This is a genomic window from Lysobacter capsici (assembly GCF_014779555.2).
GTDB lineage: Bacteria > Pseudomonadota > Gammaproteobacteria > Xanthomonadales > Xanthomonadaceae > Lysobacter > Lysobacter capsici.
In genome coordinates this window covers 4,280,690-4,305,364 of sequence record NZ_CP094357.1, presented here as the reverse complement: position 1 = coordinate 4,305,364, position 24,675 = coordinate 4,280,690, and the positions used below count along the sequence as shown (strand labels likewise).

Genomic DNA, 24,675 nt, shown 5'->3' with positions numbered 1-24,675 from the left:
CCATTCCCAGCGCTGCGAAGCTTGGAGCTCGCGAGAACAACAGCACACCCGAAGGGCGGCGCACATGGATGTGCGCCGTGCGCCACCGGGACAGGATGTCCCGTGTGGCGCATGCCCGCGTCTGCACCGATCGTGCGGGCCCTTGATTCAAAGAAAAGCATTTTTCTTTGGTTACCTTTCTTTTGTTGCTTTAGACAAAAGAAAGTAACCCGCCGCTTCAGCGGCGGAACGCTTTTGATCCTGCTTCAAGCTTTGAAGGCTTTGAAGGCTTTGGAGCTTTTGAGGCCGAAAGCAAGATCAACAGCTTTCGTCCGCAAGCGGCCGAGTTACTTTCTTTTGTCAAAAGCGACAAAAGAAAAGTAACCAAAGAAAAACGCTTTTCTTTGAATCAAGTGCCCGCAAGTGCGGTGCTTACGCAGGCATGCGCCACACGGGACATCCATGTCCCGGTGGCGCACGGCGTGCATCCTGCACGCCGCCCTTCGGGTGTGCTTTTGTTCTCGCGAGTTCCAAGCCTCGCAGCGCTGGATGAACTGCGCGGCTTCAGACCTAAGTAGAAGCGACATGGCCTACCTGTAGGAGCGGCGCAAGCCGCGACCGCGAAAACACAAGCACAGCGAAAGCCTCGTCGCCATCGAAACGTCGCGGTCGCGACTCGCGTCGCTCCTACAGGGGCAGCGATGCGGCTACGTCGTCCCGGGCTTCGACCTTGACCTCCGGTTAGAGCCGCGTGACCTACCTCTAGGAGCGGCGCAAGCCGCGACATCGTTCGATCCGATCGCGAAGATTGTCGCGATCGGACCCGAAACCATCGGGATTCAGCTCGCCCACAGAGGCAATAGCAAGCGATCGACCACCAAGAAAAACCCCGAGACCAACACGCGGCCCCGGGGTCGACTAAACCAGTCGCACCTGCGATGAAAGCGTTACTGACAACTCGGCAGCGGCGTCCCGTCATCCCAGGCATTGCGCAACCACTTGAGCCCCTCGCTGCCGTTGTACGCGATCGTCGGCGAATGATTGGCCGGACTGTTGTTGCCCACGTAACAAGCGCTGCCCCATTGCGAATTGCGCACGAATCGGGTGTCGCTGACTTCGATCACCACCCCCGACCCCAATCCGGAATCGTACGGCGCCAGGGTGTAACCGCCGCCGGCGAGGCGGCTTTCGCGGATGGTCAGGGTCGAGCCCGCGCCCGGGCGATCGGCCCAGAACACCGCGGCGTTGCCGTAGCCGGAGGCGTTGACCGGACGCGCGTCGATGTCGCTGTGCAGGATGCTGACGTGACCGACCTGGCCCGGCGAATAGAACTGCACCGCGTCGAGATGATCGTCGGGATAGAAACAGGTGTTGTGGATCAGGCTGTCCTGGATCACCACCGGTTCGCCGCCGCCGGTGATCAGCATGTCGTCGCCGTTGTGGTGCAGGTGGGCGCGGATCAGGGTGTAGCCGTTGTCGCCGGTGATCAGGCGGCGTCCGCCGTTGTTGACCGCGGGACACGCGTCGGGGCCGACATCGACGTCCCTGAGCACCAGGTTGCGGACATTGCGATTGTCGACGAAGCCCTTGATCCGGCTGTTGCTCACGGTGACGTTGTCATGGCGGATCACCAGGTCGCCGGTGATCAGCATGGCGTTGATGATCTGACCATCGCGCGTGCTGCTCAGGTTGCCGTTGATCGTGGTCAGCGTCTGGCCGGCCGGTACGCCGGTGCAGGCCGCGTTCGGGAACGCCGGGAACGGCGGGCAACCGCGCGCGCTGCCGAGCGGCGGGGTGGTGACGACTATCGCCGGCGAGCGCGCCGATTCGTTGCCGGCGGCATCGACCGCGCTGACCCGGTAGCTGTAGCTCGTCTGCGGCTGCGCGCTGTCGTGCACGAACGCGGGCACCTCGACTTCGCCGAGCGCGACCGGATTGCTATCGACGTAAACGCGGTAACGCACCGCGCTGGTGTCGTCGCTGCTGGCGTCCCAGTTCAACGACACCGTGGTCGCATCGCCGACGATCGCGCGCAGGCCGGTCGGCACGCTCGGCGCGGCGGTGTCGCCGTCGAGCGGGGCGAATTCGACGTCGACCCAGTAGTTCGCCGAGCGCCAGGTCGCGTCCGGGAACGCGCTCTGCGCGCCGTAGCGGTAGTTGCCGTTGCCGCCGTCGCTGCCGTCGCGCAATGCGCGCAACGGGCCGTTGGCGTAGTCGGCGGCGGCGAAGTAATCCAGGTCGGCCGAATAATGACCGCCGGGTGCGTAGTACGACACCACATAGGTCGTATCGGCGGCGATCCGCACCGGCGTGGCGAAGGCGACGCGCTGCCAGCCCGACGGTGTTTCGTCGACGAAGTTCGCGCGCGCCAGCAAGGCGCCGTCGTTGCTCCACAGGTTGCCGACGTGCACGCCGATGTTGGCCGCGGCCTTGTAGAAGCGCACGCCCTTGATCCAGCCCGGCTGGACGCTGCGGAACCGCAGGCCCAGCTCGACTCCGCCGGTATCGGGCGCGTCGACCACGGTCGGCACGGCGCTGTCGTTCCACAGGCTCAGCCGGCCGGCTTCGAACGCGCGCACTTCGCGGATGTTGGTCCAGTACGAACTGTTGTGGGTGCAGTGTAATTGGCCGGTGATGCGCGCCGCGCGTACTTCGCTGGGCGGGCCGCGGAAGGTGTAGGTGACGCCGGCGGTCTGCGAGGAGTCGTATTGATACGCCGGTTCCAGGGTCCAGCCGCTGTCGCGCCAGTCGCCGCTGAAGCTGTTGGAGAACTGCAAGGTCAATCCCGCGCAGAACGCGCCGTCGCCGCTGCTGTTCCAACTGCCATGGACGATCTCGACCCGGTCGATGGTGCGCAGTCGGTCGCGCCACATCACGCCGGCGGCTTCGTAGTTATCGATCGGTTCGGGCTGGCCGCCGCTGAGATCGACGTCGACCGTGTCGTCGCCATCGTTGAGCAACGGCGCGGCCACGCGCACGCTGGTCGGTTCGGTCTCGCTGCGGCCGTCGGCGCCGGGCGTGAGCCCATGCGCCCAACGGTAAGCGGTACCGGCCGGCGCGATGTTCTGCGCGCCGGCCGCGCCGACGCTCAGCAATGCGGACAGCGACAGGATGCAGGCCGACCACAGGCGCACGGTATTGGCGCGGGTGCGGCTGCGTTCGGGAACGGCGAAACAGCGGCGCGCGCGGCGACGCGCAGGCTCGGTGCCTGGGGTGGTGTGCATGGACGGATCTCGAGAATGGATCGCGATGACGCGACGCGCCCGAGAGTGAGCGCGCCGTTGCCTGGACGGTGACGCAGCGGGAAACCGACCTTCGTTTCCCGGAGCTAAGCTAGCGCCACGCCGGTCCGCGAAATTCGGGCGGCGGTCACCAAAATCCGCATCGATGACAAACGTCAGCGCCGTGGGCTGTTAGCGGCGGTGGTCCGGTTCGCGCATTGCGATCGGTGGGTTGTCATCGCGAAGGCATGACAACGACCGCATCGCGTCCGCATGCGCGCCCAATGCGCGCCGCGCTCGTCAGGGTCGACCGGGATCGCGCAACGCCGGCAGCAACGGCGCGATATCGCCGTCGTTCTTGGCCGGACGAATTCCGATCAGGCGCGCCAGCAGCGGATACACATCGACATTGTCGAATGCGGGAATGCTCGCGCCGCGCTTGAACGCCGGACCGCGGGCCAGAAAGATCGCGCGCATCGACGGCAGCGCCGGATCGAAGCCGTGCGAGCCGCGGGTCTGGACCTGGGTCGCGCCGCGCAGTTTTTCGCCTTCGATCGCATCCCAGCCTTCGTGCATCTGACACACGATCGGCGGCACCCGCGGATGGGTGCCGTAATGCCAGCGCGCCGGCAACTCGCTCTTGCGCCAGCAGTCGTACTGCGCGTGCGCGCCGAGCAGGCGGCGCTCGACCTGCGCTTCGAAACCGGGATTGGGGGCGATGCCGATCGACTGGCCGACCGAGGTCACCACCGCCTGCTCGGGCGTGACCATGTCCTCGACCGCGATGCGATGGCCGGGCACGACTTCGGCCATGCCGTGGTCGGACACCACGATCAGGTTGACGTGTTCGAGCTGATCGCGCGCGGCCAAGCCGTCGAGCAGGCGGCCGATCGCCGCGTCGATGCGCACCATCGCCTCGCGCGCTTCCGGCGAATTCGGACCGTGGTCGTGGCCTTCGTGATCGAGCGCGTCGAAGTACAAGGTCGCCACGTGCGGTCGGGTCGAGGCCGGTTCGCCGAGCCAGCCCAGCACCTCGTCGACGCGCGCGTTTTCGTCGACCTTGGCGTCGAACGGGCGCCAGCGGTTCGGGCGCAGGCCGTGGATCGGCGCTTCGCTGCCGGGCCAGAACAAGGTCGCGCTGCGCAGGCCGGCTTTCTGCGCGCCGATCCAGATCGGTTCGCCGCCGCTCCACCAACGCGTATCGCCGACCGCGTCGCGATCGGCGACCTTGAACTTGCCGATCGCCGCGTCGCTCATGCTGTTGTGGATCACGCCGTGGTGGTCCGGACGCAGGCCGGTGACCAGGGTGTAGTGATTGGGAAAGGTCAGCGACGGGTAGGACGGGGTCATCCACTGCGCGCGCACGCCGTCGCCGGCCAGCCGTTCCAGGTTCGGGGTCTGGCCGAGTTCGAAGTAACTCGCGCGAAAGCCGTCGATCGAAATCAGCAGCAGGGGCGTGTCGGCCGGCGGCGCCTCGGGGCGGGTCGGCGCGGAGCAGGCGGCGAGGGCGAAGACGAGCAGAGCGGCGCTGGCCGCGGTCAGAATCGAGCGCATCGCGACATGATAGCCGGGGCCGATGGCCGGCCTGTGTCAGCGCATCGGCCACGCGCGCCGCGCGGCGAATCGCCAGGATCGGCATGGGGCGCTCGGCGCGAGGCGGGTGCATGACTTCCGTCGCTGGCGGCGGCCCGGCCCGCGGCCGATAGTGATCGCGGGATCCTGTCGCGAGTTCCGCCATGCGCCGCATCGTTCGCACCGTTTGCCTGCTGGGCTCGCTGAGCGTATCGGTCGCGGCCGCGCAGACGCCGCCCGCGCCGCCGTCGCCGCAATTGAGCGCGGACGAATGCGCGGTGTGGGCGCGCGAACTGGGGTTCGCCCGTTCCATCGCCGAACACGACCGCAAGGCCTTCGCCGAGCATGTGCATGAGCAGGCCGCGTTCGGCTCCGGCCGCGCCCAGCCCACGCGGGGCCGCGACCGCATCGTCGAAGAGTGGGCGGGCCTGATCGAAGGCAAGCGCCTGCGCCTGCGCTGGTATCCGACCCGGGTCACCATCGCCGGCGCGCCCGACATCGCCTGGTCGACCGGGCCGGCGCTGTATCAGAAGCTCGAGCCCGGCGCGCAGCCGCGCTACGCGATCGGCGCCTATCAATCGGTCTGGCAGCGCGGCACGGACGGGGTGTGGCGGGTGTTGTTCGACGACGGCATCGCGCCGCGGCCGGCGACCGAGGCCGAAGCGATGGCGTTCCAGAGCGGCCGCCGCGAAACCTGTCCACAACGCTGACAACCGGCTAAACGGCGCGCATGACACTCGCGTCACGCCGATGCGGCGGGCGTATGGTGACCGAGCCCCTTCCCAACCCTGTTCGTACAGGAGGCGCGTCATGAAACGTCTGATGCTCGCCACGGCGTTGAGCGCATTCGCGTTCGTCGCCGCGGCGCAAACCCCCAATCCGCAAGCCCCGGTCGAGCCGGCGGCGCAGCCGGCCGCGCAAGTCAACGCACCTGCCGACGCCAGCGCCGACGCCCAGGCGCAGCCGGCGAAGAAAAAGCTCAGCGATGCGCGATGCCTGCGCCAGACCGGCTCGCGCATCCAGTCCAAGTCCAAGCAGGACTGCGCCGCCTACGGCCGCAGCTACAGCCGCGACGATCTCAACGGCACCGGCGAGGTCGATGTCGCCAGCGCGCTGCGCAAGCTCGATCCGGCCGTCCACTGAGGCCGCACTCGCTCAGTCGCTGTTTCGCTTGGCGTCCAGGTTTCGCTTGACTTCTGGTCCGACTCTGGATCGATCGAACGCCCGGCTCGTGCCGGGCGTCTTTTTGTCTGCTGCCGATTGCCGGTCGCAGGCGCGGCATTCAGCGCTCGAACACCGCCACGCCGCTTGGGTAATCGACGCTGACCTTCAAGGTCGAAAACGCATTGCCGCCGATCGTGCCGTCCACGCGCCGGTCCATCCATTGCGACATGAACTCGTGGAAATTCTTGTCCGGCCGTTCGGCGAACCAGACCGGGCCGACGTGGTAGCCGCCGACCTGCACCTGCGGCACCTCGATGATGCGCACACGGCCGTCGGCATCGGCCTTGTCGATCACCCGCCATTGCGGATGGCGTTGGCGCCAGCGTTTCAACACCTCGCTGGTGATGAAGCTGCCGGCGCGCAGGTTCGGGCCGCCGTCGAGTTCGCGCGCGGCCTGCTCGCTCAAGCGCAGGCTCGCGCCGGTATCGAACAGCAGTTGCAGGGTCTTGCCTTCGATGCGCACCGGGATGCGAGGGAAATGCGTGGTCGGCTGGCCGTTCGCGTCTTTCTGGAATCCCAACTGCACCCGGTGTTTGGCCGCGACCCGCGGCAGCGCGTTCGCGGGCAGTAAACGCAACTCGCCGCGCGGGTAGTCGAACTGCCAGCTGTGTCCGCCGAACCAGTTCGCGCCGAGCATGCCGTCGCCCAGATGCCGGGCCTGATCGGGCGGCGCCTGCATCAGCGGTACGCCGCGCTCGCTGCCCCGTGGCGCGGGGATCCAGGCCTCGGCCTGGAACCGCGGCCAACTCAGCCGTTGCGGTTGCTCGCGCGATGCGTTCGGATCGAGTGTCGCGCCCAGCGCCTTGGCGCCGCTCTCGGTGAACAGCAGGCCGCCGCCGGTGTCGGAAAACAGGCGCAACGCGCGGCCGTCGGGCAGTTTCGGATGCAGGTAGAACAAGCCGGCTTCGAGCGTCGCCGGCAAGGTCAGCGGTTTGCCGTCGGCGATCGGCGATGGCGTTTGCGCCAGCGCGGGCATCAAGGCCGACGCGGCGATCAACAGCATCGCCAGCGTGGCGCGCGGACGTGGCTTGGAGCATGCGGGCATCGTGCAAGGTCCTGCTCGGTGTTGCCGCGACTTTGGCGTCGCGCGAGCGCGGACGGCAGTGCCGAATGTAAGCCAACCTTTGGCGCATGCCTGGGTGGGTCGCCCGGATCGAACCGATGATCGCAGTCAATCGGTACGAGCCGATCAATTCGAGGCCGATGCGAAGTCGATGCGAAGACGCAGCGGAGGGATAGCCAACTGTCGCGAAGAACGCTTCGTCGCGATTCGGATCGATGCCGCGTAGTCAGGCTTCGATGCCCTGCAGCAAGCGCGCCAGCGACGCCTGGTAGAAACGCCGGAACTCGCGCTCGTCGTAACTGAAACGGCCGGCGCGGTACAGCACGATCAGACCGTGCGTATGCGCCCACAAGGTCATCGCGATGTCCCAGGCATCGCCGGGGCGCAGGCGTCCGGCCTGCTGCGCTTCGATCACCACATCGGCGACCACGTTCAAGGTCGGCGAGCGGCGCGCGCGGAAATCCTCGGGAAAGCGTCGCGCCTGTTCGCGCGGCATCGAGAAGGCGTGATCGAACAGATGCGGATGCGCCAATGCGTAGTCGAGGTAGATCTGCTGGATCGCCAGCAGCCGCGCGATCACGTCGCCGCCTTCGTTGCGCGCGCTCCAGTGGCGGGAGATTTCCTGGAAGCTGTCGTCGCTGATCCGCTGCAGCAGCGCTTCGCGATTGGGAAAGTGGCGATAGATCGCCATCGGCGTCAGCCCGACCGCCTGGGCGATGCGGCGCATGCTGACCGCCTGCGCGCCACCGCGTTCGAACATCGCGCGCGCGGCGCGCAGGATGCGATCGGCGGTGGCGGGCGCGCTCATGTATACAGCGTATACATTTTTGCTCCGGCGCGACAGTTTCGGGCGCAAACACCGCTTTGCCGGCGCTCGCGGCGGCGCCGGCGCTGGCGAGCGGCTGGAACGCGGCGCGATAATTCGGGTCTCTTTCGCGCATCGGAAACCGCCATGTCCGCAGCCACTCGCAACGATCCCACCCGCGTCATCCGCGCCCCGCGCGGCAGCGAGAAGAGCTGCAAGTCGTGGCTCAGCGAGGCCGCGTTCCGGATGATCCAGAACAACCTCGACCCGGACGTGGCCGAGAACCCGGCCGAACTGGTGGTGTATGGCGGCATCGGCCGCGCCGCGCGCGACTGGCCTTCGTTCGACGCGATCCTCAAGTCGCTGCGCGAGCTGGAAGACAACGAGACCCTGCTGATCCAGTCGGGCAAGCCGGTCGGTGTGTTTCCGACTCACGCCGACGCGCCGCGGGTGTTGCTGGCGAATTCCAATCTGGTGCCGCACTGGGCGACCTGGGAGCACTTCAACGAGCTCGATAAGAAGGGCTTGATGATGTACGGCCAGATGACCGCCGGCAGCTGGATCTACATCGGCTCGCAGGGCATCGTCCAGGGCACGTACGAAACCTTCGTCGAGATGGGCCGCCAGCATTACGGCGGCGATCTGACCGGCAAGTGGATCCTGACCGCCGGCCTGGGCGGCATGGGCGGCGCGCAGCCGCTGGCCGCGTCGCTGGCCGGCGCGTGTTCGCTCAACATCGAATGCAAGCAGAGCAGTATCGACATGCGCCTGCGCACGCGGTACGTCGATGAGCAGGCCAGCGATCTCGACGACGCGCTGGCGCGGATCGCGAAGTACACCGCCGCGGGCGAAGCCAAGTCGATCGCATTGCTCGGCAACGCCGCCGACGTGCTGCCGGAACTGGTGCGCCGCGGCGTGCGTCCCGATGCGGTCACCGACCAGACCAGCGCGCACGATCCGGTGCACGGCTATCTGCCGATCGGCTGGACGGTCGAGCGTTGGCTGGCCGAGCAGAAGAGCGATCCGCAAAGCGTGCGCGACGCGGCCAAGAAATCGATGCGGGTGCATGTCGAGGCGATGCTCGCGTTCCAGCAGCAGGGCATTCCGACCTTCGACTACGGCAACAACATCCGCCAGATGGCGCAGGACGAAGGCTGCGAAAACGCCTTCGATTTCCCCGGTTTCGTGCCGGCCTACGTGCGTCCGCTGTTTTGCCGCGGGGTCGGCCCGTTCCGCTGGGTCGCGCTCAGCGGCGATCCGGAAGACATCTACAAGACCGACGCCAAGGTCAAGGAGCTCATCGCCGACGACGCGCACCTGCATCGCTGGCTGGACATGGCGCGCGAGCGCATCAGCTTCCAGGGTCTGCCGGCGCGCATCTGCTGGGTCGGCTTGGGCCTGCGCCACAAGCTCGGCCTGGCGTTCAACGAGATGGTGCGCAACGGCGAGCTGAAGGCGCCGATCGTGATCGGCCGCGATCATCTCGACAGCGGTTCGGTGGCCTCGCCCAATCGCGAAACCGAAGCGATGAAGGACGGCAGCGACGCGGTCAGCGACTGGCCCTTGCTCAACGCCATGCTCAACGTCGCCGGCGGCGCGACCTGGGTGTCGCTGCACCACGGCGGCGGCGTCGGCATGGGCTATTCGCAGCACTCCGGCGTGGTCATCGTCTGCGACGGCAGCGAGGAAGCCGACAAGCGCATCGCGCGAGTGCTGTGGAACGATCCCGGCACCGGGGTGATGCGGCATGCCGACGCGGGCTACGAGATCGCGCAGCAGTGCGCGAAGGAACAGGGCTTGAAGCTGCCGATGCTGTAAGCGACGCGGTTTGCTTCAGACCGAAACGGCCCGGGTTTCCGGGCCGTTTTTTATTTGGATCGTGCCGGTGCGACGTGGTTTCGAACGCTCGGCGGCTTGGCGGCGCTCAGGCCGGCGGCTGCGTCCACTCGATCTCGAGCCGGTTCCATTGCCCCGGAAACAGTTCGCCGTCGATCGATGCGCGACGGATTTCGCCGTGACGGCGCACGGTCTGCGCCGCGAGCCGGTCGATGGCCTTGTCGAGCAGGGTTTCCAGCTCGTTGTAGCGCGGGTCGAAATGGCCGTACTTCGGGTGCGAATCGGCGCTCAGCCGGCCGGCATGGGCTTCGGTTTCCCAGCGTTGCCAGATCGCCCAGTGCTCCTGCGCCCAGGCGAAGGTTTCCTCGTCGATCGGGGTGATGTCGAACAGGTCGCCGTAGATGCCGAGTTCCTCATCGAACACGCAGGAAAAGTAGTGCGGCCGGCCGTTGTGGTCGGCGATGCCGGTACGCGGGCCGTCCGCGTAATCCCAGATCATGCGCAGGGGTTCGTAGGCCATGGAGCGATCGGTGAGTGGAAGCGATGGGCATAGCATGCGCAATCGTCCGGCCGGGTCAAGATAGTGGCGGCTCGGTTTTCATGCACGGATCGGTCGGGCATCGTGGTCAGCGAAGCCGGCCCCGCGGCGAAGGCGATCAGGCCGGCGGCTGCACGTAGCGATACGCCATGACCGCGGCGATCGCGAATGCCGCCCAGGCCAGCACGCCGACCAGCGTACACAGGCCGTCGACGGGCTCCTTGTCGCGGTAGAAGGGTTTGAGCAGCAAACGGCCGGTGCCGTACAGCAACAGCTCGACCACCAGCTCGAACAGCATGCGTCCGACGAAACGCAGTACGCCGCCGAGCAATTCGCCTACCGCGTCCAGGGCCATCGAAATCGTTCCTTTGCCGATTCCCGGATCATAAGCCAGGCCGCACGCGCGTCGCGTCCGCGACGCGGCGGCGTTGACGCGGATTTATTCCTGGGTCCACACCGCCAGTTCGTAACCGTCCGGATCGGTGAAGTGGAAACGCCGTCCGCCGGGGAACTCGTGGGTGGCGACGATCGGCGCGCCGGCGGCTTCGACCTTGCGTTGCGCCTTGTCCAGATCGTCGGCGTAGATGATCACCAGCGCGCCGCCCGGTTGCGGCCTGCCTTGCGTGGTGAAGCCGCCCTTCATGCGGCCGTCGTTGAATTCACAATAGTTCGGGCCGTAGTCGGTGAAGGTCCAGCCGAAGGCTTCGGCGTAGAACGCCTTGGACGCGGCGATGTCGGAAACGGTGAATTCGATGTAGTCCAGGCGCAGGTTGCGGTCGGTGGGAGGCATTGGCGTGATCCGGTGGCGAACGACCTTCCTTTGTACACGCTCGCAGGCACCGCGTCGTCGTGAGACTGCGCTCGCAACTCGCCGCGACGCAGGACGATGCCCCACGGCTTCGCAGCCAGGCCGTTAGCCACCGTGACCTCCGGCGCAGGCTGCGGTGTCCGCGCTGTCGCTAACATCCAGACGCGGATGACCGCTGGGGAGAGGCTTATGCGACGCAACACGCAACGAATCGGATTGCTGGCCTTGGCGCTCGCGCTCGCGCTGCCGACGATGGCGGCTCCGGCGGCGGCCAAGGCCGATGCGCCCAAGCAAGGCGCCGCCGCCAACGACGCATCGGCTCAGGTCGGCGCGATCGCCGACGATTATCTGGCCGCGGTGCTGGATTTCGATCCGGGCCCGGCCTATCAGACCGGCCTGCCGTTGAAGCGGCACGACTACCTGCCGCACAACGCCGCCGCCGACCTGCGCGCGTTCGAACGGCGCGAGGACGGCTTGTGGCAACGCTTCTCGGCGATCGACCGCGCCGCGCTCGGCGACGACGGCGCGCGGTTGCTGTACGCGCAAGTGCGCGAGATGTTGCAGGCCAGCCGCGGCATGCGCGTGTGCAAGGGCGAGGGTTGGAACGTCAACCACATGGGCGGTTGGCAGAACAACCTGGCCGATCTGGCCGATCGCCAGCCGGTGGCGACGGCGGAGCAGCGCAAGCAGGCGCTGACCCGCTGGCGTGGTTTTCCGGGCTATGTCGATAACGAAATCGCCAATCTGCGCGCCGGCCTCAAGGCCGGTTATTCGGCGCCCAAGACATTGGGCGCGCGCGTGCTCAAGCAGATCGATGCCTTGCTGGCGATGAAGCCCGTCGAATCGCCGTTCTATGCGCCGGCGCAGCACAGCGACGATGCCGAGTTCCGCAAGCAGTTCGAAAGCCTCGTCGCCGATCAGATCCAGCCGGCCTTGCGCCGCTATCGCGATTTCCTCGCCGACGAATACATCGGTCAAAGCCGCGACAGCATCGGCCTGTCGGCCTTGCCCGACGGCGTCGCCTGCTATCGCGCGCTGTTGCGCCAGTTCACCACGCTCGATCGCGCGCCCGAGGAGGTCTATGCCCTGGGTCAACGCACCGTCGCCGAGAACACCCGCAAGGTCAGCGAGCTCGGGCAGAAACTGTTCGGTGTCAGCGATCTGCCGGCCATCGTCAAGCGCATGGACGAAGCGGCCGACAACCGCTTCGCCTCGGCCGACGAGGAACTGGCGTTCTCGCGCGGCCTGCTCGAACGCGCGCGCGAACGCAGCGCCAAGTATTTCGCCACGATGCCGTCGCAGCCGGCGGTGGTCGAACCCTTGAAGGAAGAACAGCGCGGCACCGGGGTCAGTTCGCATTACGAGATGCAGCCCGACGACACCAAGCCGGGCATCTACCGCGCCAACCTCGACCGTCCCGGCGACGATCGCCGCGGCGCGGCCGAGATCACCCTGGTGCATGAAACCTGGCCCGGCCATCACCTGCAGATCGCGCTCGCGCGCGGCGTGCAGCGCCATCCGTTCTCGGCGCTGGCGTTCAATTCGGCCTATGTCGAAGGCTGGGCGCGTTATGCCGAAGCGCTGAGCGAAGAGGCCGGCATTTACACCACGCCGTATGCGGCGATCGGCCGGCGCGCTTGGCCGGCGCGCGGCATGGTGCTGGACCCGGGCATCCATCTGTACGGCTGGACCCGTCAGCAGGTGGTCGATTACATGGTCGAGAGCGGCCGTTTCAGCGCCAAGGTCGCCGAGGAATCGGTCGATCGCTATGCGGCGATGCCGGGGCAGATCACGTCTTACGATTCGGGCGCGTTGGAAATCTTCGCGTTGCGCCGCGAGGCTGAGCAGGCGCTCGGCGATCGTTTCGAGATCCGCCAGTTCCACCAGCAGGTGCTCGGCGACGGCATCGTGCCCCTGCAGTATTTGCGCGAGCGGGTGCAGGCCTGGATCGAGCGCAGCCGCGCGGCGAAGTAGGGCGCGCTCGCCGCGGCGGTTCGTCGCGCGATCGGGCGCGTTGGTTCGAGCAACAAAAAAGGGCTGCCGGTGACGGCAGCCCTTTCGTTTGTCCGAGCAACAACGCAGACAGCGAAGACTTACTTCGACAGCTCCAGCGCCAGCGAGGACACCCAGCCCTTGTTGCCCAGTTCGTCCTCGACTTCCCACATCGCGCCCTGCTTGTTGCCGGTGGGGTAGAGCATCATGCCCGGGTCGAGCGGGCGCACCACCTTGCCGGCGCCGTTGGAATTGGCGAACAGGCGCGCGGCCTTGACCACGGTGACCGCCTGCTGCGAATTCGAGGCCGACGGGTTGTCCGACAGCCCGCCCAGTTCGGCGACCAGGTTGGTGTAGGCCTGTAGATAGGCCAGGGTGATGACCTGACCGACTTCGGTGTTGGCATAGCCCGATACGCCGGCGCCGCCCAGGCCGCTGCCGCCGAACAGGGCGCCGCTGCCGCCGAAACCGATGTCGGTCTTCTTGGCGCTGCCCTCGGCCATCGCGACCTGCTCGGAGGAGCGCACGTCGGTCACGGTCAGCACCACGTCGGCGGTTTTCTTGTTGAAGTTGAGGTTGCCGGCGACCGCGCCGGCCTTGCCGCCGATCAGACCGCCGAGCAGGCCGCCGATCGCGTTGCCGCCGGCGTTGCTGTTCTTGGAGATCAGGTCGGGCACCAGCACGTAGTCGGCGGCGCGGATCTGGCCCTTGCCGATGTTGGACTTGTTGCGCAGTTGGCCGCCTGCGGCCAGATCACGTTCGCGCATCGCCGAGTCCATGCCGACGCCGCGGTCGACCAGGGTGAAGCAGCGCGACTTCTGCACGAACACCTTGATCAGCTTGCTCGGCGCGGGCAGCTGCTGGCCGCTCCACCAGTTCACCGTGTCTTCGGGCTCGATCACCGAAATCGCGCCGAGGTTCTTGGAGCAGGTCGGGATCTGGGTCATCTTCTCGGCGCGCTGGTCCTGCGCGCTCTTGCGCTGGGCCCAGCCCGGTGCGGCGCTCAGCGCGGCGGCCAGGCCGATCACGCAGGCGGCGGCCTGGATTCCCCTGTTTGCGGTCTTCATCGTCATTCGTTCCTTCAAACTGCTTTCCTGAAAGCCGCGGCCGGTGCGGACGCAGCGCCTGATTCGAGCCGATCCGTCCACCCGCCGCACGGCCGGAAGGCCAGGTCGGTCGGGTCCCCAGACGAACGCAGGCACGGAATATCCGTGCCTGAGGGTGACTCGCTAGACAATAATAACGTGATCGATGTCCGTTTAAGGACGTCGCCTGTCAGTGTCGACAGGTGCGGGCGCCGGCGGGCGGCTTCTGGCAGGCTGGGCGCCCGTCTTCCGCGTCCGACCCGCATGCTCAGCACCCTGGCCATCGCCAATTACCGTTCCCTGCGCGAACTGGTCGTGCCGATGGGCCGGCTCAACGTGGTCACCGGCGCCAACGGCAGCGGCAAATCGAATCTGTATCGCGCGCTGCGCCTGCTCGCCCAGACCGCGCAGGGCGGGGTGGTGACGGCGCTGGCGCGCGAGGGCGGGCTGGAGTCGACTTTGTGGGCCGGGCCGGAGTCGATCTCGGCGCGGATGAAGCGCGGCGAGGTGCCGATCCAGGGCGGGCCGCGCAACGCGCCGGTGTCGCTGCGGCTGGGGTTCGCCGGCGACGAATATGGCTATGCGATCGACCTGGGCCTGCCGACGCCGAGTCTTTCGATGTTCGCCCACGACCCGGAGATCAAGCGCGAGGCGATCTGGAGCGGGCCGTTCCTGCGCTCGTCCAATCTGCTGGTCGACCGGCGCGGGCCTATGGCGCGGGTGCGCGAGGGGCGCGGCTGGCGCGTCGCCGCCGAACACCTGAGCGCGTTCGACAGCGTATTCGCCCAGATCGCCGATCCGCGCGCCGCGCCGGAGGTGCTGAGCCTGCGCGAAACCATCCGCGGCTGGCGCTTCTACGATCACTTCCGCAGCGACGCGCAGGCGCCGGCGCGGCAGCCGCAACTGGGCACGCGCACGCCGGTGTTGAGTCACGACGGCCGCGACCTGGCCGCGGCCTGGCGGACCATCGTCGAGATCGGCGACCCGCGCGCGCTGGCCGAGGCGGTCGACGACGCGTTCCCCGGCGCGCGGGTCGAGGTCGACGGCGAGGGCGGACGCTTCTCGCTGCGGTTTTATCAGCACGGCCTGTTGCGGCCATTGTCGGCGGCGGAACTGTCCGACGGCACCTTGCGCTATCTGCTGTGGATCGCCGCGCTGCACACCCCGCGCCCGCCGCCGCTGATGGTGCTCAACGAACCCGAAACCAGCCTGCACCCGGACCTGTTGCCGGCGCTGGCGCGGCTGATCGCGCATGCCTCGCGCCGCACCCAGGTGTGGGTGGTCTCGCACGCCTCGCGCCTGATCAGCGCGCTGGAGGCCGAGGACGATTGCAACAGCCTGCATCTGGAAAAACAGTTCAGTCAGACCGGCATCGCCGGGCAGGGGATGCTGGATGCGCCGGCTTGGTATTGGCCGGAGCGTTGAGCCTTTGCTGTTCCCCCCTTTGGAAAAGGGGGGCAGGGGGGGATTCGCTTTTGCTCTTCCAACGCCTCATGCAACGTCGTCGCTTGCGGGTAAAAGCAAATCCCCCCTAACCCCCCTTTTTCAAAGGGGGGAAGCGGCAGGTTGGAGCGCCGCGGTTTGAAGGCGGCGTTTGCTCCGCGCGTCGCATCGGATGCCACGCCGCGCATCACCGCGCATCCCTACGCCGCCTCGCGCCACCCCTGCGCCTGCACCCCCACCAACACCGGAATCCGCTCCACGAGCAGATCGATCGCCGCGCGCGTGCGCAGCGGCAGGTAGTGGGTGTGCGGCCACACCGCGTTGATGCGGCCGCCGACCACGCGGTCGGCGTGCATCACCATCTGCAGTTCGCCGGTGCGCACGTATTGGCTGAGCAGCCAGCACGGCAGCAGGGCCAGGCCGGCGTCGGCGATCGCGGCATCGGCGATCGCCTGCAGGTCGTCGAAACGCAGGCGCGCGCGCACCGCGGGTTCGCGCACCTGGCCGTTCGCGTCGCGCAGGCGCCACGGCACGCTCTGGCCGTTGCGGCCGTACAGCACCGCGTCGTGGCCGGCGAAATCGTCGACCTCGCGCGGCAGTCCGCGCTGCGCCAGGTACGCGGGCGAGGCGCAAATGCCGAGGCGTTCGTCGGTCAGCCGGCGCGCGGCGAGGGTCGCGCTGTCGGGCAGGCGGCCGATGCGGATCGCCAGGTCGTAACCCTCCTCGACCAGATCGACCACGCGATCGCTGAAGGACAGGTCGATATCGAGCTTGGGATGCCGGCGCGCGAGTTCCAGCATCACCGGCGCCACGCAATGGCGGCCGAACAGCACCGGCGCGCTGACCCGCAGCCGGCCGCTGGGTTCGCGCCGGCCGCTGTCGAGCGCGGCCTGCGCGGCGTCGAGTTCGGCCAGCGCTTTGACGCAGCGTTCGTAATAGGCCTGGCCGTCGTCGGTCAGGCTCTGGCGGCGGGTGCTGCGGTGGAACAGGCGCGCGCCGAGCTGCTGTTCGAGCCGGGCGATGCGCTTGCCGATCGCCGAGCGGGTCACGCCCAGGCGCTCGGCGGCGATCGCGAAGCTGCCGGCCTCGGCCGACTGGACGAAGGCGACGATGCCGAGCAGGCGGTCGTTGACGGCCATATTGGTTCCTCAAGGGATACGAAGTGTGGCCTGAAGCTAGCCACTGGGGCGCATGGGGCGACGCTATCGTAGCGCCACACGGTCGCCAGGCACATCGGATACGCGCACATCGATCCGCCGCCCGGCCGCCGCTTTCCCCCTATCGACTAGAGAATCCCCATGAAGGCTTATCGCATCCGCAGCGGCGCCGGTATCGGCACGCTGGAATCGTTCGAACGTCCCTCGCTCGCGCTGGCCGCCGGCCAGGTCCGGATCCGGGTTCGCGCGGTGTCGTTGAATTTCCGCGACCTGATGATCGCCGGCGGCAGTTACCTGGCCAGTTCGGACACGCCGGTGGTGCCGGGCTCGGACGCGGTGGGCGAAATCGTCGAGCTCGGCGCGGGCGCCAGCCGTTGGAAGCTCGGCGACCGGGTCGCGACCAGTTTCTTCCCGCACTGGCACGCCGGCGCGCCAACCGCGCACAACACCCGCGACCCGTTCGGCGCGGTCGCCGACGGCGTGCTGGCCGAGGAAATCGTGGTCTTCGAAGACTCGGTGTTCGCGGTGCCCGCGCACCTCGACGACGCCCAGGCCGCGACCCTGACCTGCGCCGGGGTGACCGCATGGAATGCGCTGTTCGTCGACGCGCGCGTGCAGCCGGGCGCGAGCGTATTGCTGCTGGGCACCGGCGGCGTGTCGATCTGGGGCCTGCAACTGGCTAAGGCGGCCGGGCTGCGCGCGATCATCACCTCGTCCAGCGACGACAAGCTCGCGCGCGCCAAGGCGCTCGGCGCCGATGCGACGATCAATTACCGCGCCACGCCGCAATGGCAGGACGAGGTGCGCCGGCTCACCGACGGACGAGGCGTGGACGCGGTGCTGGAGGTCGGCGGCCAGGGCACCTTGCAGCGTTCGATCGATGCCGCCGCGATCGGCGGGGCGATCTCGATCATCGGCGGGGTCAGCGGTTTCGGCGGCGACTTCAATCCGTTCTCGCTGATCACCGGGGTCAAGCGCCTGTCCGGCATCTTCGTCGGCAGCCGCGCGATGGCCGAGGACCTGTCGCGCTTCGTCGCGGTCAAGGCGATCGCGCCGGTGGTCGATCGGGTGTTCGCTTTCGATCAGGCGCGTCAGGCGTATGAGCATCTGCAAAGCGGCGCGCATTTCGGCAAGGTGGTGATCGAGGTCGCGCGCTGAGGCAGGCGGCGGGTGTCGCGGTTGCGCGAGGCCGCGCCGTCGATGCGGCGGCGCGGTCGCGGCTTGCGCCGCTCCTGCGGGGGGCTATCGCGGATGCGACTTTTCGCCGATGCCGTTCGGTCGGCGGGCGTGCGATCTTGATCGCCCCCGCCCTGTGAATGCACACCGCCATGAGCGATTCGACCGACCCTGCCGCCGACCTCACCGCCACCCATATCCGCCGCGCCCATGCCGGCGACGCCGGCGCGCTGGCCCTGGCCGGCGCGGCGACGTTCCTGGAAACCTTCGCCGGCATCCTGCACGGCCGCGACATCGTCGAACACTGCCGCGCGCAACACGCCGCCGAGGTCTACAGCGCCTGGCTCGCCGATCCGGCGTGCACATCGTGGCTTGCCGAAACCGATCGCGGCGACGCCCCGGTCGGTTACGCGGTGGTCGCCCCGGCCAGGCTGCCGCTCGCGGACGTGAGCGACGACGATCTGGAGCTCAAGCGCATCTATCTGTTGTCGCGTTTTCATGGCGGCGGCGTCGGTCGCGAACTGATGCGGCATGCGGTGGCCGAGTCGCGCGCGCGCGGCGCGCGGCGGCTGTTGCTCGGCGTCTATGCCGGCAATGCGCGCGCGTTGGCCTTTTATGCGCGCAACGGTTTTCGCCAAGTCGGCGAGCGCAGCTTTCAAGTAGGTAGAAACACCTATGGCGATGCGATCCTCGCACTGCATCTGCATGAATGAATGTTGTAGGCGCGTTGTTGTGTACCGCGAGCGATTCACTTCGGGCGGCGCCGATATCGCGCAGCAAAATGCATTCTTTATGTGCCTTATGTGCGTAAAAAATCAGCGGGAAATTTTAATTGGACAGATCGCGAACACGATGATTCGGTAACACGCGCGTGCATTCGCGCAAGCCATCGCTCGCCGCGCGCGAGGTCCGCCGAAACCGGAAAATAAATTCTCGCGAAATCACGTCGGATTGACATGAAACGGCGCGTCGGCACGTTAGCCTGCGCACAGAACACGGCAACATCGCCGTGTTCGTCGACCAGGCAAGGAGGGTGCCGTGAGTATTTTGGTCGTTGACCGTTGGATGGACTTTAAGGGAACTTCGATTCACACACTCGATGCAGGCACTCAGCAGGCATACGCCTATCTGAGCCCGCATATTTCGATCACCGCGGACGGCGCGCCCGACGCCTACCATCCACAAAACCTGGGGCTGGCGAACATCCGCCTGAGCGGCTGGCCCGACGGCGACTGGCGCAGCGCGCTGGTCGCCGATCCCAAGCGGCCCGGGCGGCCGCTGGAACAAAGTCGTGGCCGCAACGCCGGCTACTACATCTCGATGACCGCGCTGAGCGATCCCGAGCGCCCGCGCACCGATCCGTTGGCCTATGTCGACGCCGCGCGCATTCCGTACCTGACCTTGCCGGCGACGTTCCTGGAGATAAACGGCACCGGCGCGCTCGGCGATTTCGTCGTGGCCTACCACCCGCGAACGCGTCGCTGCAGTTACGGCGTGGTCGGCGATGTCGGCCAGGACCGGCCATTGGGCGAGGTGTCGATCCGCATGGCCAGCGATCTGTCGGGGCAGACGGTGAACCTGGCCAGCGGCAAGGGCGCGCCGAGCGGGTCGACCTTGTACCTGGTGTTTCCGAAGTCGCGGTTGAGTCCGGCCTGGCCGATGGCGCCGGCGGCGATCCGCGCGCGTTGCATGGCGCTGCTCAAGCCGCTGGGCGGAAGCGCGCGGCTGGAGCAGATCGCCGAAGCGCTGGCCTGAAGCCGGCGCGGCGGAGTTCGCTCACGCCCGCTCGACTTCGGGCTGGCCGGCCAGGCTGAGGTCCAGCCGCACCAGGCGTCCGAGCCGGTCGCGGCGCTGCGCGCGCAGATACCAATGCGCGCGCAGCCGGTCGATGCGCACCGGCGGCAACACCGGTTCGCCCCACAGGCTGAGTTCGTAATGGCGTTCGTGCAGCCAGTGCAGCAGCGCGTTGAAGCGATCCTCGTCGTCGGGCAATTGCAGGTCCGCGTCGCCGGGTCGGCGCGCGGGCGGATCGCCGTCGTGCGCGAGCCAGTGCGCGAAGCTGCCGTACAAGTCGAACGCGAAGCCGGCCTCGCGCATCGCCCGCAGTTCGTCGATGGTGCTGCGCAGGCAGATGGTTTCGGCGATCTTCTGCATCACCAGCGCGTACTCGTGGCTGCGGTTGCTGGCGCTGGCGCCGGCGGGCAGCGGCGCGACATCGCGTTCGTAGCACAGCAGGCGTTCTTCGCGCGCCACGAACATCGCGCCGAGCACCCGGCCCAGGTCCCAGGCCAGCGGCAGCATGCGGCCGTCGACCACCAGGTTCTCGGCCATCGCGATGCAGTAGCCGCCGTCGGGCAGGGCCGCGCGCACTGCGTGGAAGATGTCGCGCAGGCGTTCGAGGTAGGCGGCGTAGTCGCGTTCGAGGTACAGCTGATCGCGGTTGCGCGGGCTGTCGTCCGCGTTGGCTTGCGGCCAGCGGCAACCGAAGTAGGGCACGCTGGTCAGGCACAGGTCGATCGCGCGCGGAATCGCGGTCTGCGGCAGGCTGCCGATCGCGATCGGCGCGGCGACGCCGTGTCGCCGCAGTCGTTCGCTGGCGAGCGCGGCGCGGTCGGGATCGATCTCGACGCCGCAACCGGCGCGGCCTTCCAGCGCGGCCGCGAGCAAGGTCGTGCCGAAGCCGCAGAACGGATCGAACACGGTCTGGCCGGGGCGACTGAAGTGGCGCACGAACGGCCGCATCTGGTTGACCCAGCCGCAGTCGCGGCCGTCGAAGCCGTCGCGGCCGCGCAGATCCTCGGGCAGGCGGTGTTCGGGCGGATCGGGCGACAGCACCCACCAACTACGGTTGTCCATGCATCGCTCCGTGCGTCTTGTCCCAGAGAATGTCGCGGTCGGGTTGCCAGCCGGCGCACAGGCGGCCGTCGGCATGGAACACCAGTTTGTAGATGTCGCCGCTGGCGTGGCGGCGGTGCATCGCGCTGTAGTCGGAGGATTCGAACACCACCTCCAGGCCGCTGCTCTCGTCGCGCAAGCGCAGGTTCCAGAAGTAATAGCCTTCGGTGATCTGCAGCGCGCGCAGGCGCGGCCACCAGTGCGCGGCCATGCAATCGCCGAGCACGTGCTCGATCGCCACGCGCTCGCTGTCGACATAACGGCGGGTGCCGTTGTCGCGGTAGCCCTCGCCCAGGCGCGAGAACTCGCGGAAGATCACCGTGCCGGCGCCGCATCGCCTGGCCCAGTCGAGGTAGGCGGCGACGCCGTGCGCATCGGCCACGCCGTCGCGTTGCAGGATGCAGACCTGGCGCAGCGGCAACGCCGCCGAAATCGCGCGCGCGACCGCTTCGAACGCGGCGTTGCCGGCGACCGCTTCGCCGTCGCGGAAGCGCATGATGCGCTGGTTGCGCAGCGGGTCGGGGTGATGCCGCGACAGTTCGACCCAGGACAGGCCAAAGTCTTGCAGCGCTGCGATCAGTTCCTCGCCGCGACCGCGCGCGAAGCCGGCGCCGTTGCTGTACAGCACGCGGTCTTGCGCGACGACGCCGTCGCGTTCGGCCTGTTGCAGGGTGTGCAGCAGTTGCAGGAACCAGTCTTCGTCGTCGCTGGATTCCAGGCCCGACAGCGACCACGACAGCGGCAGGCCGCGCAGCTGCGCCAGCGCCTGCGCCAAGGTTTGGAAATAATCGTCGGCCGGACGCAAGGTCTGCGCCATCGTGCCGCCTTCGACGGGACGCAGGGTTTCCGAACAGAAGCGGCAGCGCGCCGAGCACGCGCGCACCGAGGCGTACGGGGTGAAGGTGATCGGTTGAGCGAAGCGGTAGGGTCGGCCGCTCACGCTGTGCGGATGCCAGCGGGTGGCGTCGTGTTCGACCGGCGCGCGGCGCGCGAGTTGCGGCGTGGTCGCGCGCAGGCGTTCGAACAGCGAGGAGGCTGCGCTCAGGGGCAGGGTCGCCGGGTCCGCGGCGGCTAGCCCTTCGATGGGGGCTTGCATGGGTGGGTTCCGATGGATTGTTCGGTGAGGCGACAGAGCCGAAGCATTCGCGTCTTCGACGCTCATCCCCTCACCCAGGCCCTCTCCCGCAAGCGGGAGAGGGAACCGGTTGCGTTGCTATCCGATAGTTGCGTTGTGTCCCGATCGCCTCGCTCTTAGCCCTCTCCCGTGCAACGGGAGAGGGGTTGGGGTGAGGGCCGCGAGCCAGCAATCAAAGCCGGGTAGCGTTAGCCAACTCGCGCACCTGCGCGAAGGTCCAGTCGTTGACGATCCTGCCGTCCTCCCACACCGTCACCATCGCATCGTCGAAGCCCAACGGCTTGACCGCTTCTTCCAGCGACGCGGCGTCCGGCGGCACCGGCACGGTCTTGAAGTGGCCGTATTCGCGGTGGCGCAGCAAGGTCATGCGGCCGCGCTTGCTCGACTTGCCCTTGTCGGTGATCGGGTCCTTGTAGACATCGATCCATTCGCCGTTGACCCGCGCCGCCGAACACTTGAGCGCGAACTTCTGGGTATCGCGATCCAGCCGCTGCAGCAACGCGCCGCCCATGCCGAAGGCGAGGTTGTCGGTGGCGTAACCGTAGCTGGTGATGCGTTCGAGGATGGCGCGGATGCTGGTCGGGTTGATGCCGTCGCCCTGGATCACGCGGACGTGGTTCAACACCTTGAAGCCCTTGCTGTTGACGGTATGGCCGAAGGCTTCGTCGAGCATGGTCACGCACTGATGCACCACGTCGACCGGATCGCCGGAGTCCGGACGCACCACCAAGGTCGCGCCCGAGGCGATCACTTCCTCGCGTAAGGTCTTGCCCCAGTGCTCGCGGATCGCGTGGAAGATGTCGTAGCTGTCGGACACCACCGCGACGATCGCGCCGGGCTTGCCGAACTGGGTCAGCATGTTGCGGTAGGCATCGACCTCGTGCTCGCGGCCCCAACTGGTGATGGTGCTGTGCTCGGCGGCCGGGATCGAAAACCCGGCCATCGGCTCGTGGTAGTAACGCTTGGCCAGCAGCAGGCCCGAGACCGTGTCGGTGCCGAGGAAGTTGACCAGGTGCGCGGCGCCGCCGAACGCCGCCGATTCGGTGCTGGACACGCCGCGCGCGCCGAAGTCGTGCAGCTTGAACGGCAGCTGGCCTTCGGGATCGTCGCTGGTGCGTTCCAGGAACTGGCGGATCGTCTGCTTGGCATGCCAGCTGATCGTCGCCACCGTCACCGGATACCACAGCCGCAGCAGCAAGGTTTCGAGATACGACGGCACCCAGTACGCGTCCGGGTCGGTCGATTCGATCGTCACCAGCGCCTGATGCGTCGGCACCACCGTGCCTTCGGGCACGGCGCGGATCCGGATCGGCATCAAACCGCCGTGGCGGTCGACGATATAGCGCCAGCCGGTTTCGTTGAACGGCTCGCCGTGCGCGGCGAACAGGTCGCGCGCTTCATCGATGTCGGCGTGGGTGATCGGCTTGGCCAGGTATTCCTTGAGGATCGCCTGCAGGCCGAAGAACACGGTGCGGTCGTGCACGCCGCCGCGCGATTCGACGTAGAAGAACGTCGCGTCGGTGCCGGGCGGGTATTGCAGCCAGTGGCTGGCCTTGTAGCTGTCGGTGTTGAGCAGCAGGTTGTCGAGGCATTGCATGACGGGAAGCTCCTTCGCGTCTGGGGTAAGCCGGCGGTCTGTCCGCCGGCGAGAGGCCGGGCGGTGCGTGTGCGCTTAGCCGCGGCCGAGAAAGAATTCGAGAATGTGCAGATGGTCTTCGAACAGCTGCGGGCCCATTTCCAGCGCCTCGCTGACCGCGATCCAGCGCGCCTTGTCGGCGTCGTCGCCGCCGCGCACCGGCGGCAGTTCGCCGGCCGGGAATTCGAAGTGGAAGGCGTGGGTGATGGTGCGTCCGCGCGCGCTGCGTTCGGGATGATCGAACACGTGCTCGCCCTTGATCGAGCCCTTGAGCACCGGCAGCGGCAGCTTGAGCCGGGTTTCCTCGCGCAGCTCGCGCAGGCAGGCTTCGAGCAGGCTTTCGTGCTGGCCGACGAAACCGCCCGGCAACGCCCACAGGCCCTTGCCCGGTTCGGCGCGGCGGCGCACCAGCAGCACGTGGCCGGAATGCACGATCACCGCGTCGGTGGTGACGAAGGTCGGCGGGTAGGGCGCGTCGCTCCAGGCCGCGCGGTACTGCTCGATGAACTGGTACTCGGCGACCAACTGGGTGAACGCGGGCGAACTTTTGCGGAAAGCTTCGAGCATGTCGAACACCGGTCCGGGCACATTCGCGCGGATCAGCATCAAGCCGCCGTGGCTGTCGATCTGGTTGGCTTCGAACAGGAAGCGGCGCAACTCGGTGGCCGACAAGGTGGCGGTGTGGCTGACGTCGACCAGCGGCCACTGCGGGAATTCGCGCAGGTAGTAGCTGGAGGCGTCCTTGTCCATGCCGATCAGGCCGATGCGCGCGTCGGCATCGCCGCCGTCGGCGCGCACCGCCTCGGCGACCGCGCGCTGGACGTTGGCGATCCACAGGCTCTCGTTGTAGAGGTGATCGCGCAGCGGCCGCACGATCAGCCGGTCGGCGGCATCGCCCAACGCGGCCTGGATCATCACCGCGCGCTCGGCGACGGTAAACGGGTTCTTGGTGGTGCGGGGGGTGTCGGCGGAACCGACCAGGAAGATGACTTTGGACGCCTTGGCCAGAGCGTGGCGGGCGACGGCGGCGTGGCCGTTGTGGAACGGCTCGAAGCGGCCAATGAAAACCAGGTAATCGAATTCGATTGCCATGAGAATCCCTCACGGAGT

General features: G+C 67.6%; 22 protein-coding genes. 9 read left to right on the top strand and 13 right to left on the bottom strand.

The genetic code is table 11. The features are described from left to right. The first annotated feature begins 102 nt into the window (after positions 1-102). Positions 103-363, top strand: coding sequence for a hypothetical protein (locus tag IEQ11_RS17610; protein WP_247024587.1), 261 nt, complete (start codon positions 103-105; stop codon positions 361-363). A gap of 563 nt (positions 364-926) precedes the next feature. Here IEQ11_RS17610 and IEQ11_RS17605 read toward each other — a convergent pair. Both IEQ11_RS17605 and IEQ11_RS17600 read right to left on the bottom strand, forming a co-directional pair. Next, a complete protein-coding gene (locus IEQ11_RS17605) occupies positions 927-3,203 on the bottom strand; it encodes a DUF4082 domain-containing protein (RefSeq protein ID WP_191822365.1) in 2,277 nt (758 codons plus the stop codon). A gap of 297 nt (positions 3,204-3,500) precedes the next feature. Next, positions 3,501-4,754: an alkaline phosphatase family protein gene (locus tag IEQ11_RS17600; RefSeq protein WP_191822364.1), complete on the bottom strand. Its 1,254-nt coding sequence runs from the start codon at positions 4,752-4,754 to the stop codon at positions 3,501-3,503. A gap of 182 nt (positions 4,755-4,936) precedes the next feature. On the opposite strand from IEQ11_RS17600, the gene IEQ11_RS17595 reads away from it, so the two are divergent. Then, positions 4,937-5,482: a YybH family protein gene (locus IEQ11_RS17595; RefSeq protein WP_191822363.1), complete on the top strand. Its 546-nt coding sequence runs from the start codon at positions 4,937-4,939 to the stop codon at positions 5,480-5,482. 100 nt (positions 5,483-5,582) lie between these two features. Beyond that, entirely contained in the window at positions 5,583-5,915 is a 333-nt protein-coding gene (locus tag IEQ11_RS17590; protein ID WP_051547615.1) for a hypothetical protein, read from the top strand. A 139-nt stretch (positions 5,916-6,054) separates the two neighbouring features. On the opposite strand, the gene IEQ11_RS17585 is transcribed toward IEQ11_RS17590, so the two are convergent. Beyond that, positions 6,055-7,041 (bottom strand): pepsin/retropepsin-like aspartic protease family protein, encoded by a 987-nt coding sequence (locus tag IEQ11_RS17585; RefSeq protein ID WP_191822362.1) that lies wholly within the window; start codon positions 7,039-7,041, stop codon positions 6,055-6,057. A 244-nt stretch (positions 7,042-7,285) separates the two neighbouring features. Beyond that, on the bottom strand, positions 7,286-7,867 hold the full coding sequence (locus tag IEQ11_RS17580; protein ID WP_191822361.1) for a TetR/AcrR family transcriptional regulator: 582 nt from the start codon (positions 7,865-7,867) through the stop codon (positions 7,286-7,288). 144 nt (positions 7,868-8,011) lie between these two features. On the opposite strand from IEQ11_RS17580, the gene hutU reads away from it, so the two are divergent. Next, complete coding sequence (gene hutU / locus IEQ11_RS17575) at positions 8,012-9,682, top strand: urocanate hydratase (RefSeq protein WP_191822360.1); 1,671 nt, start codon at positions 8,012-8,014, stop codon at positions 9,680-9,682. Between the two features lie 106 nt (positions 9,683-9,788). On the opposite strand, the gene IEQ11_RS17570 is transcribed toward hutU, so the two are convergent. From IEQ11_RS17570 to IEQ11_RS17560, 3 genes are all read right to left on the bottom strand, one after another. Further along, positions 9,789-10,220: a hypothetical protein gene (locus IEQ11_RS17570; protein WP_052756336.1), complete on the bottom strand. Its 432-nt coding sequence runs from the start codon at positions 10,218-10,220 to the stop codon at positions 9,789-9,791. 136 nt (positions 10,221-10,356) lie between these two features. Continuing rightward, positions 10,357-10,593 (bottom strand): hypothetical protein, encoded by a 237-nt coding sequence (locus tag IEQ11_RS17565; protein WP_191822359.1) that lies wholly within the window; start codon positions 10,591-10,593, stop codon positions 10,357-10,359. An 84-nt stretch (positions 10,594-10,677) separates the two neighbouring features. Continuing rightward, positions 10,678-11,028, bottom strand: coding sequence for a VOC family protein (locus IEQ11_RS17560; RefSeq protein ID WP_191822358.1), 351 nt, complete (start codon positions 11,026-11,028; stop codon positions 10,678-10,680). 207 nt (positions 11,029-11,235) lie between these two features. On the opposite strand from IEQ11_RS17560, the gene IEQ11_RS17555 reads away from it, so the two are divergent. Then, positions 11,236-13,020, top strand: a complete 1,785-nt coding sequence (locus IEQ11_RS17555; RefSeq protein ID WP_191822357.1) for a DUF885 domain-containing protein — start codon at positions 11,236-11,238, stop codon at positions 13,018-13,020. A gap of 119 nt (positions 13,021-13,139) precedes the next feature. Here the strand turns inward: IEQ11_RS17555 and IEQ11_RS17550 are convergent, their stop codons facing one another. Beyond that, complete coding sequence (locus IEQ11_RS17550) at positions 13,140-14,105, bottom strand: CsgG/HfaB family protein (protein WP_191822356.1); 966 nt, start codon at positions 14,103-14,105, stop codon at positions 13,140-13,142. 282 nt (positions 14,106-14,387) lie between these two features. Here IEQ11_RS17550 and IEQ11_RS17545 point away from each other — a divergent pair, with 282 nt between their 5' ends. Continuing rightward, the gene (locus tag IEQ11_RS17545) at positions 14,388-15,548 is read left to right on the top strand and encodes an AAA family ATPase (RefSeq protein WP_191822355.1); all 1,161 of its coding nucleotides are present in this window, start codon (positions 14,388-14,390) and stop codon (positions 15,546-15,548) included. A gap of 218 nt (positions 15,549-15,766) precedes the next feature. Here the strand turns inward: IEQ11_RS17545 and IEQ11_RS17540 are convergent, their stop codons facing one another. Continuing rightward, positions 15,767-16,705 (bottom strand): LysR family transcriptional regulator, encoded by a 939-nt coding sequence (locus IEQ11_RS17540; protein WP_191822354.1) that lies wholly within the window; start codon positions 16,703-16,705, stop codon positions 15,767-15,769. A 159-nt stretch (positions 16,706-16,864) separates the two neighbouring features. Between IEQ11_RS17540 and IEQ11_RS17535 the strand changes: the two genes are divergently transcribed. From IEQ11_RS17535 to IEQ11_RS17525, 3 genes are all read left to right on the top strand, one after another. After that, entirely contained in the window at positions 16,865-17,881 is a 1,017-nt protein-coding gene (locus IEQ11_RS17535) for a zinc-dependent alcohol dehydrogenase family protein (protein WP_191822353.1), read from the top strand. A gap of 170 nt (positions 17,882-18,051) precedes the next feature. Further along, the gene (locus IEQ11_RS17530) at positions 18,052-18,612 is read left to right on the top strand and encodes a GNAT family N-acetyltransferase (RefSeq protein WP_191822352.1); all 561 of its coding nucleotides are present in this window, start codon (positions 18,052-18,054) and stop codon (positions 18,610-18,612) included. Between the two features lie 352 nt (positions 18,613-18,964). Further along, a complete protein-coding gene (locus tag IEQ11_RS17525) occupies positions 18,965-19,654 on the top strand; it encodes a glycoside hydrolase family 75 protein (protein WP_051547613.1) in 690 nt (229 codons plus the stop codon). 21 nt (positions 19,655-19,675) lie between these two features. On the opposite strand, the gene IEQ11_RS17520 is transcribed toward IEQ11_RS17525, so the two are convergent. The 4 genes from IEQ11_RS17520 to IEQ11_RS17505 form a co-directional block, all read right to left on the bottom strand. Next, positions 19,676-20,755: a DNA methyltransferase gene (locus IEQ11_RS17520; RefSeq protein ID WP_191822351.1), complete on the bottom strand. Its 1,080-nt coding sequence runs from the start codon at positions 20,753-20,755 to the stop codon at positions 19,676-19,678. Further along, on the bottom strand, positions 20,742-21,839 hold the full coding sequence (locus IEQ11_RS17515; protein WP_191822369.1) for a radical SAM family protein: 1,098 nt from the start codon (positions 21,837-21,839) through the stop codon (positions 20,742-20,744). The genes IEQ11_RS17520 and IEQ11_RS17515 overlap by 14 nt, the downstream gene beginning before the upstream one ends. Positions 21,840-22,101: 262 nt before the next feature. Beyond that, complete coding sequence (locus IEQ11_RS17510) at positions 22,102-23,526, bottom strand: nicotinate phosphoribosyltransferase (RefSeq protein WP_036110648.1); 1,425 nt, start codon at positions 23,524-23,526, stop codon at positions 22,102-22,104. Between the two features lie 75 nt (positions 23,527-23,601). After that, the gene (locus IEQ11_RS17505; protein ID WP_036110645.1) at positions 23,602-24,657 is read right to left on the bottom strand and encodes a bifunctional nicotinamide-nucleotide adenylyltransferase/Nudix hydroxylase; all 1,056 of its coding nucleotides are present in this window, start codon (positions 24,655-24,657) and stop codon (positions 23,602-23,604) included. Between the last annotated feature and the right edge of the window lie 18 nt (positions 24,658-24,675).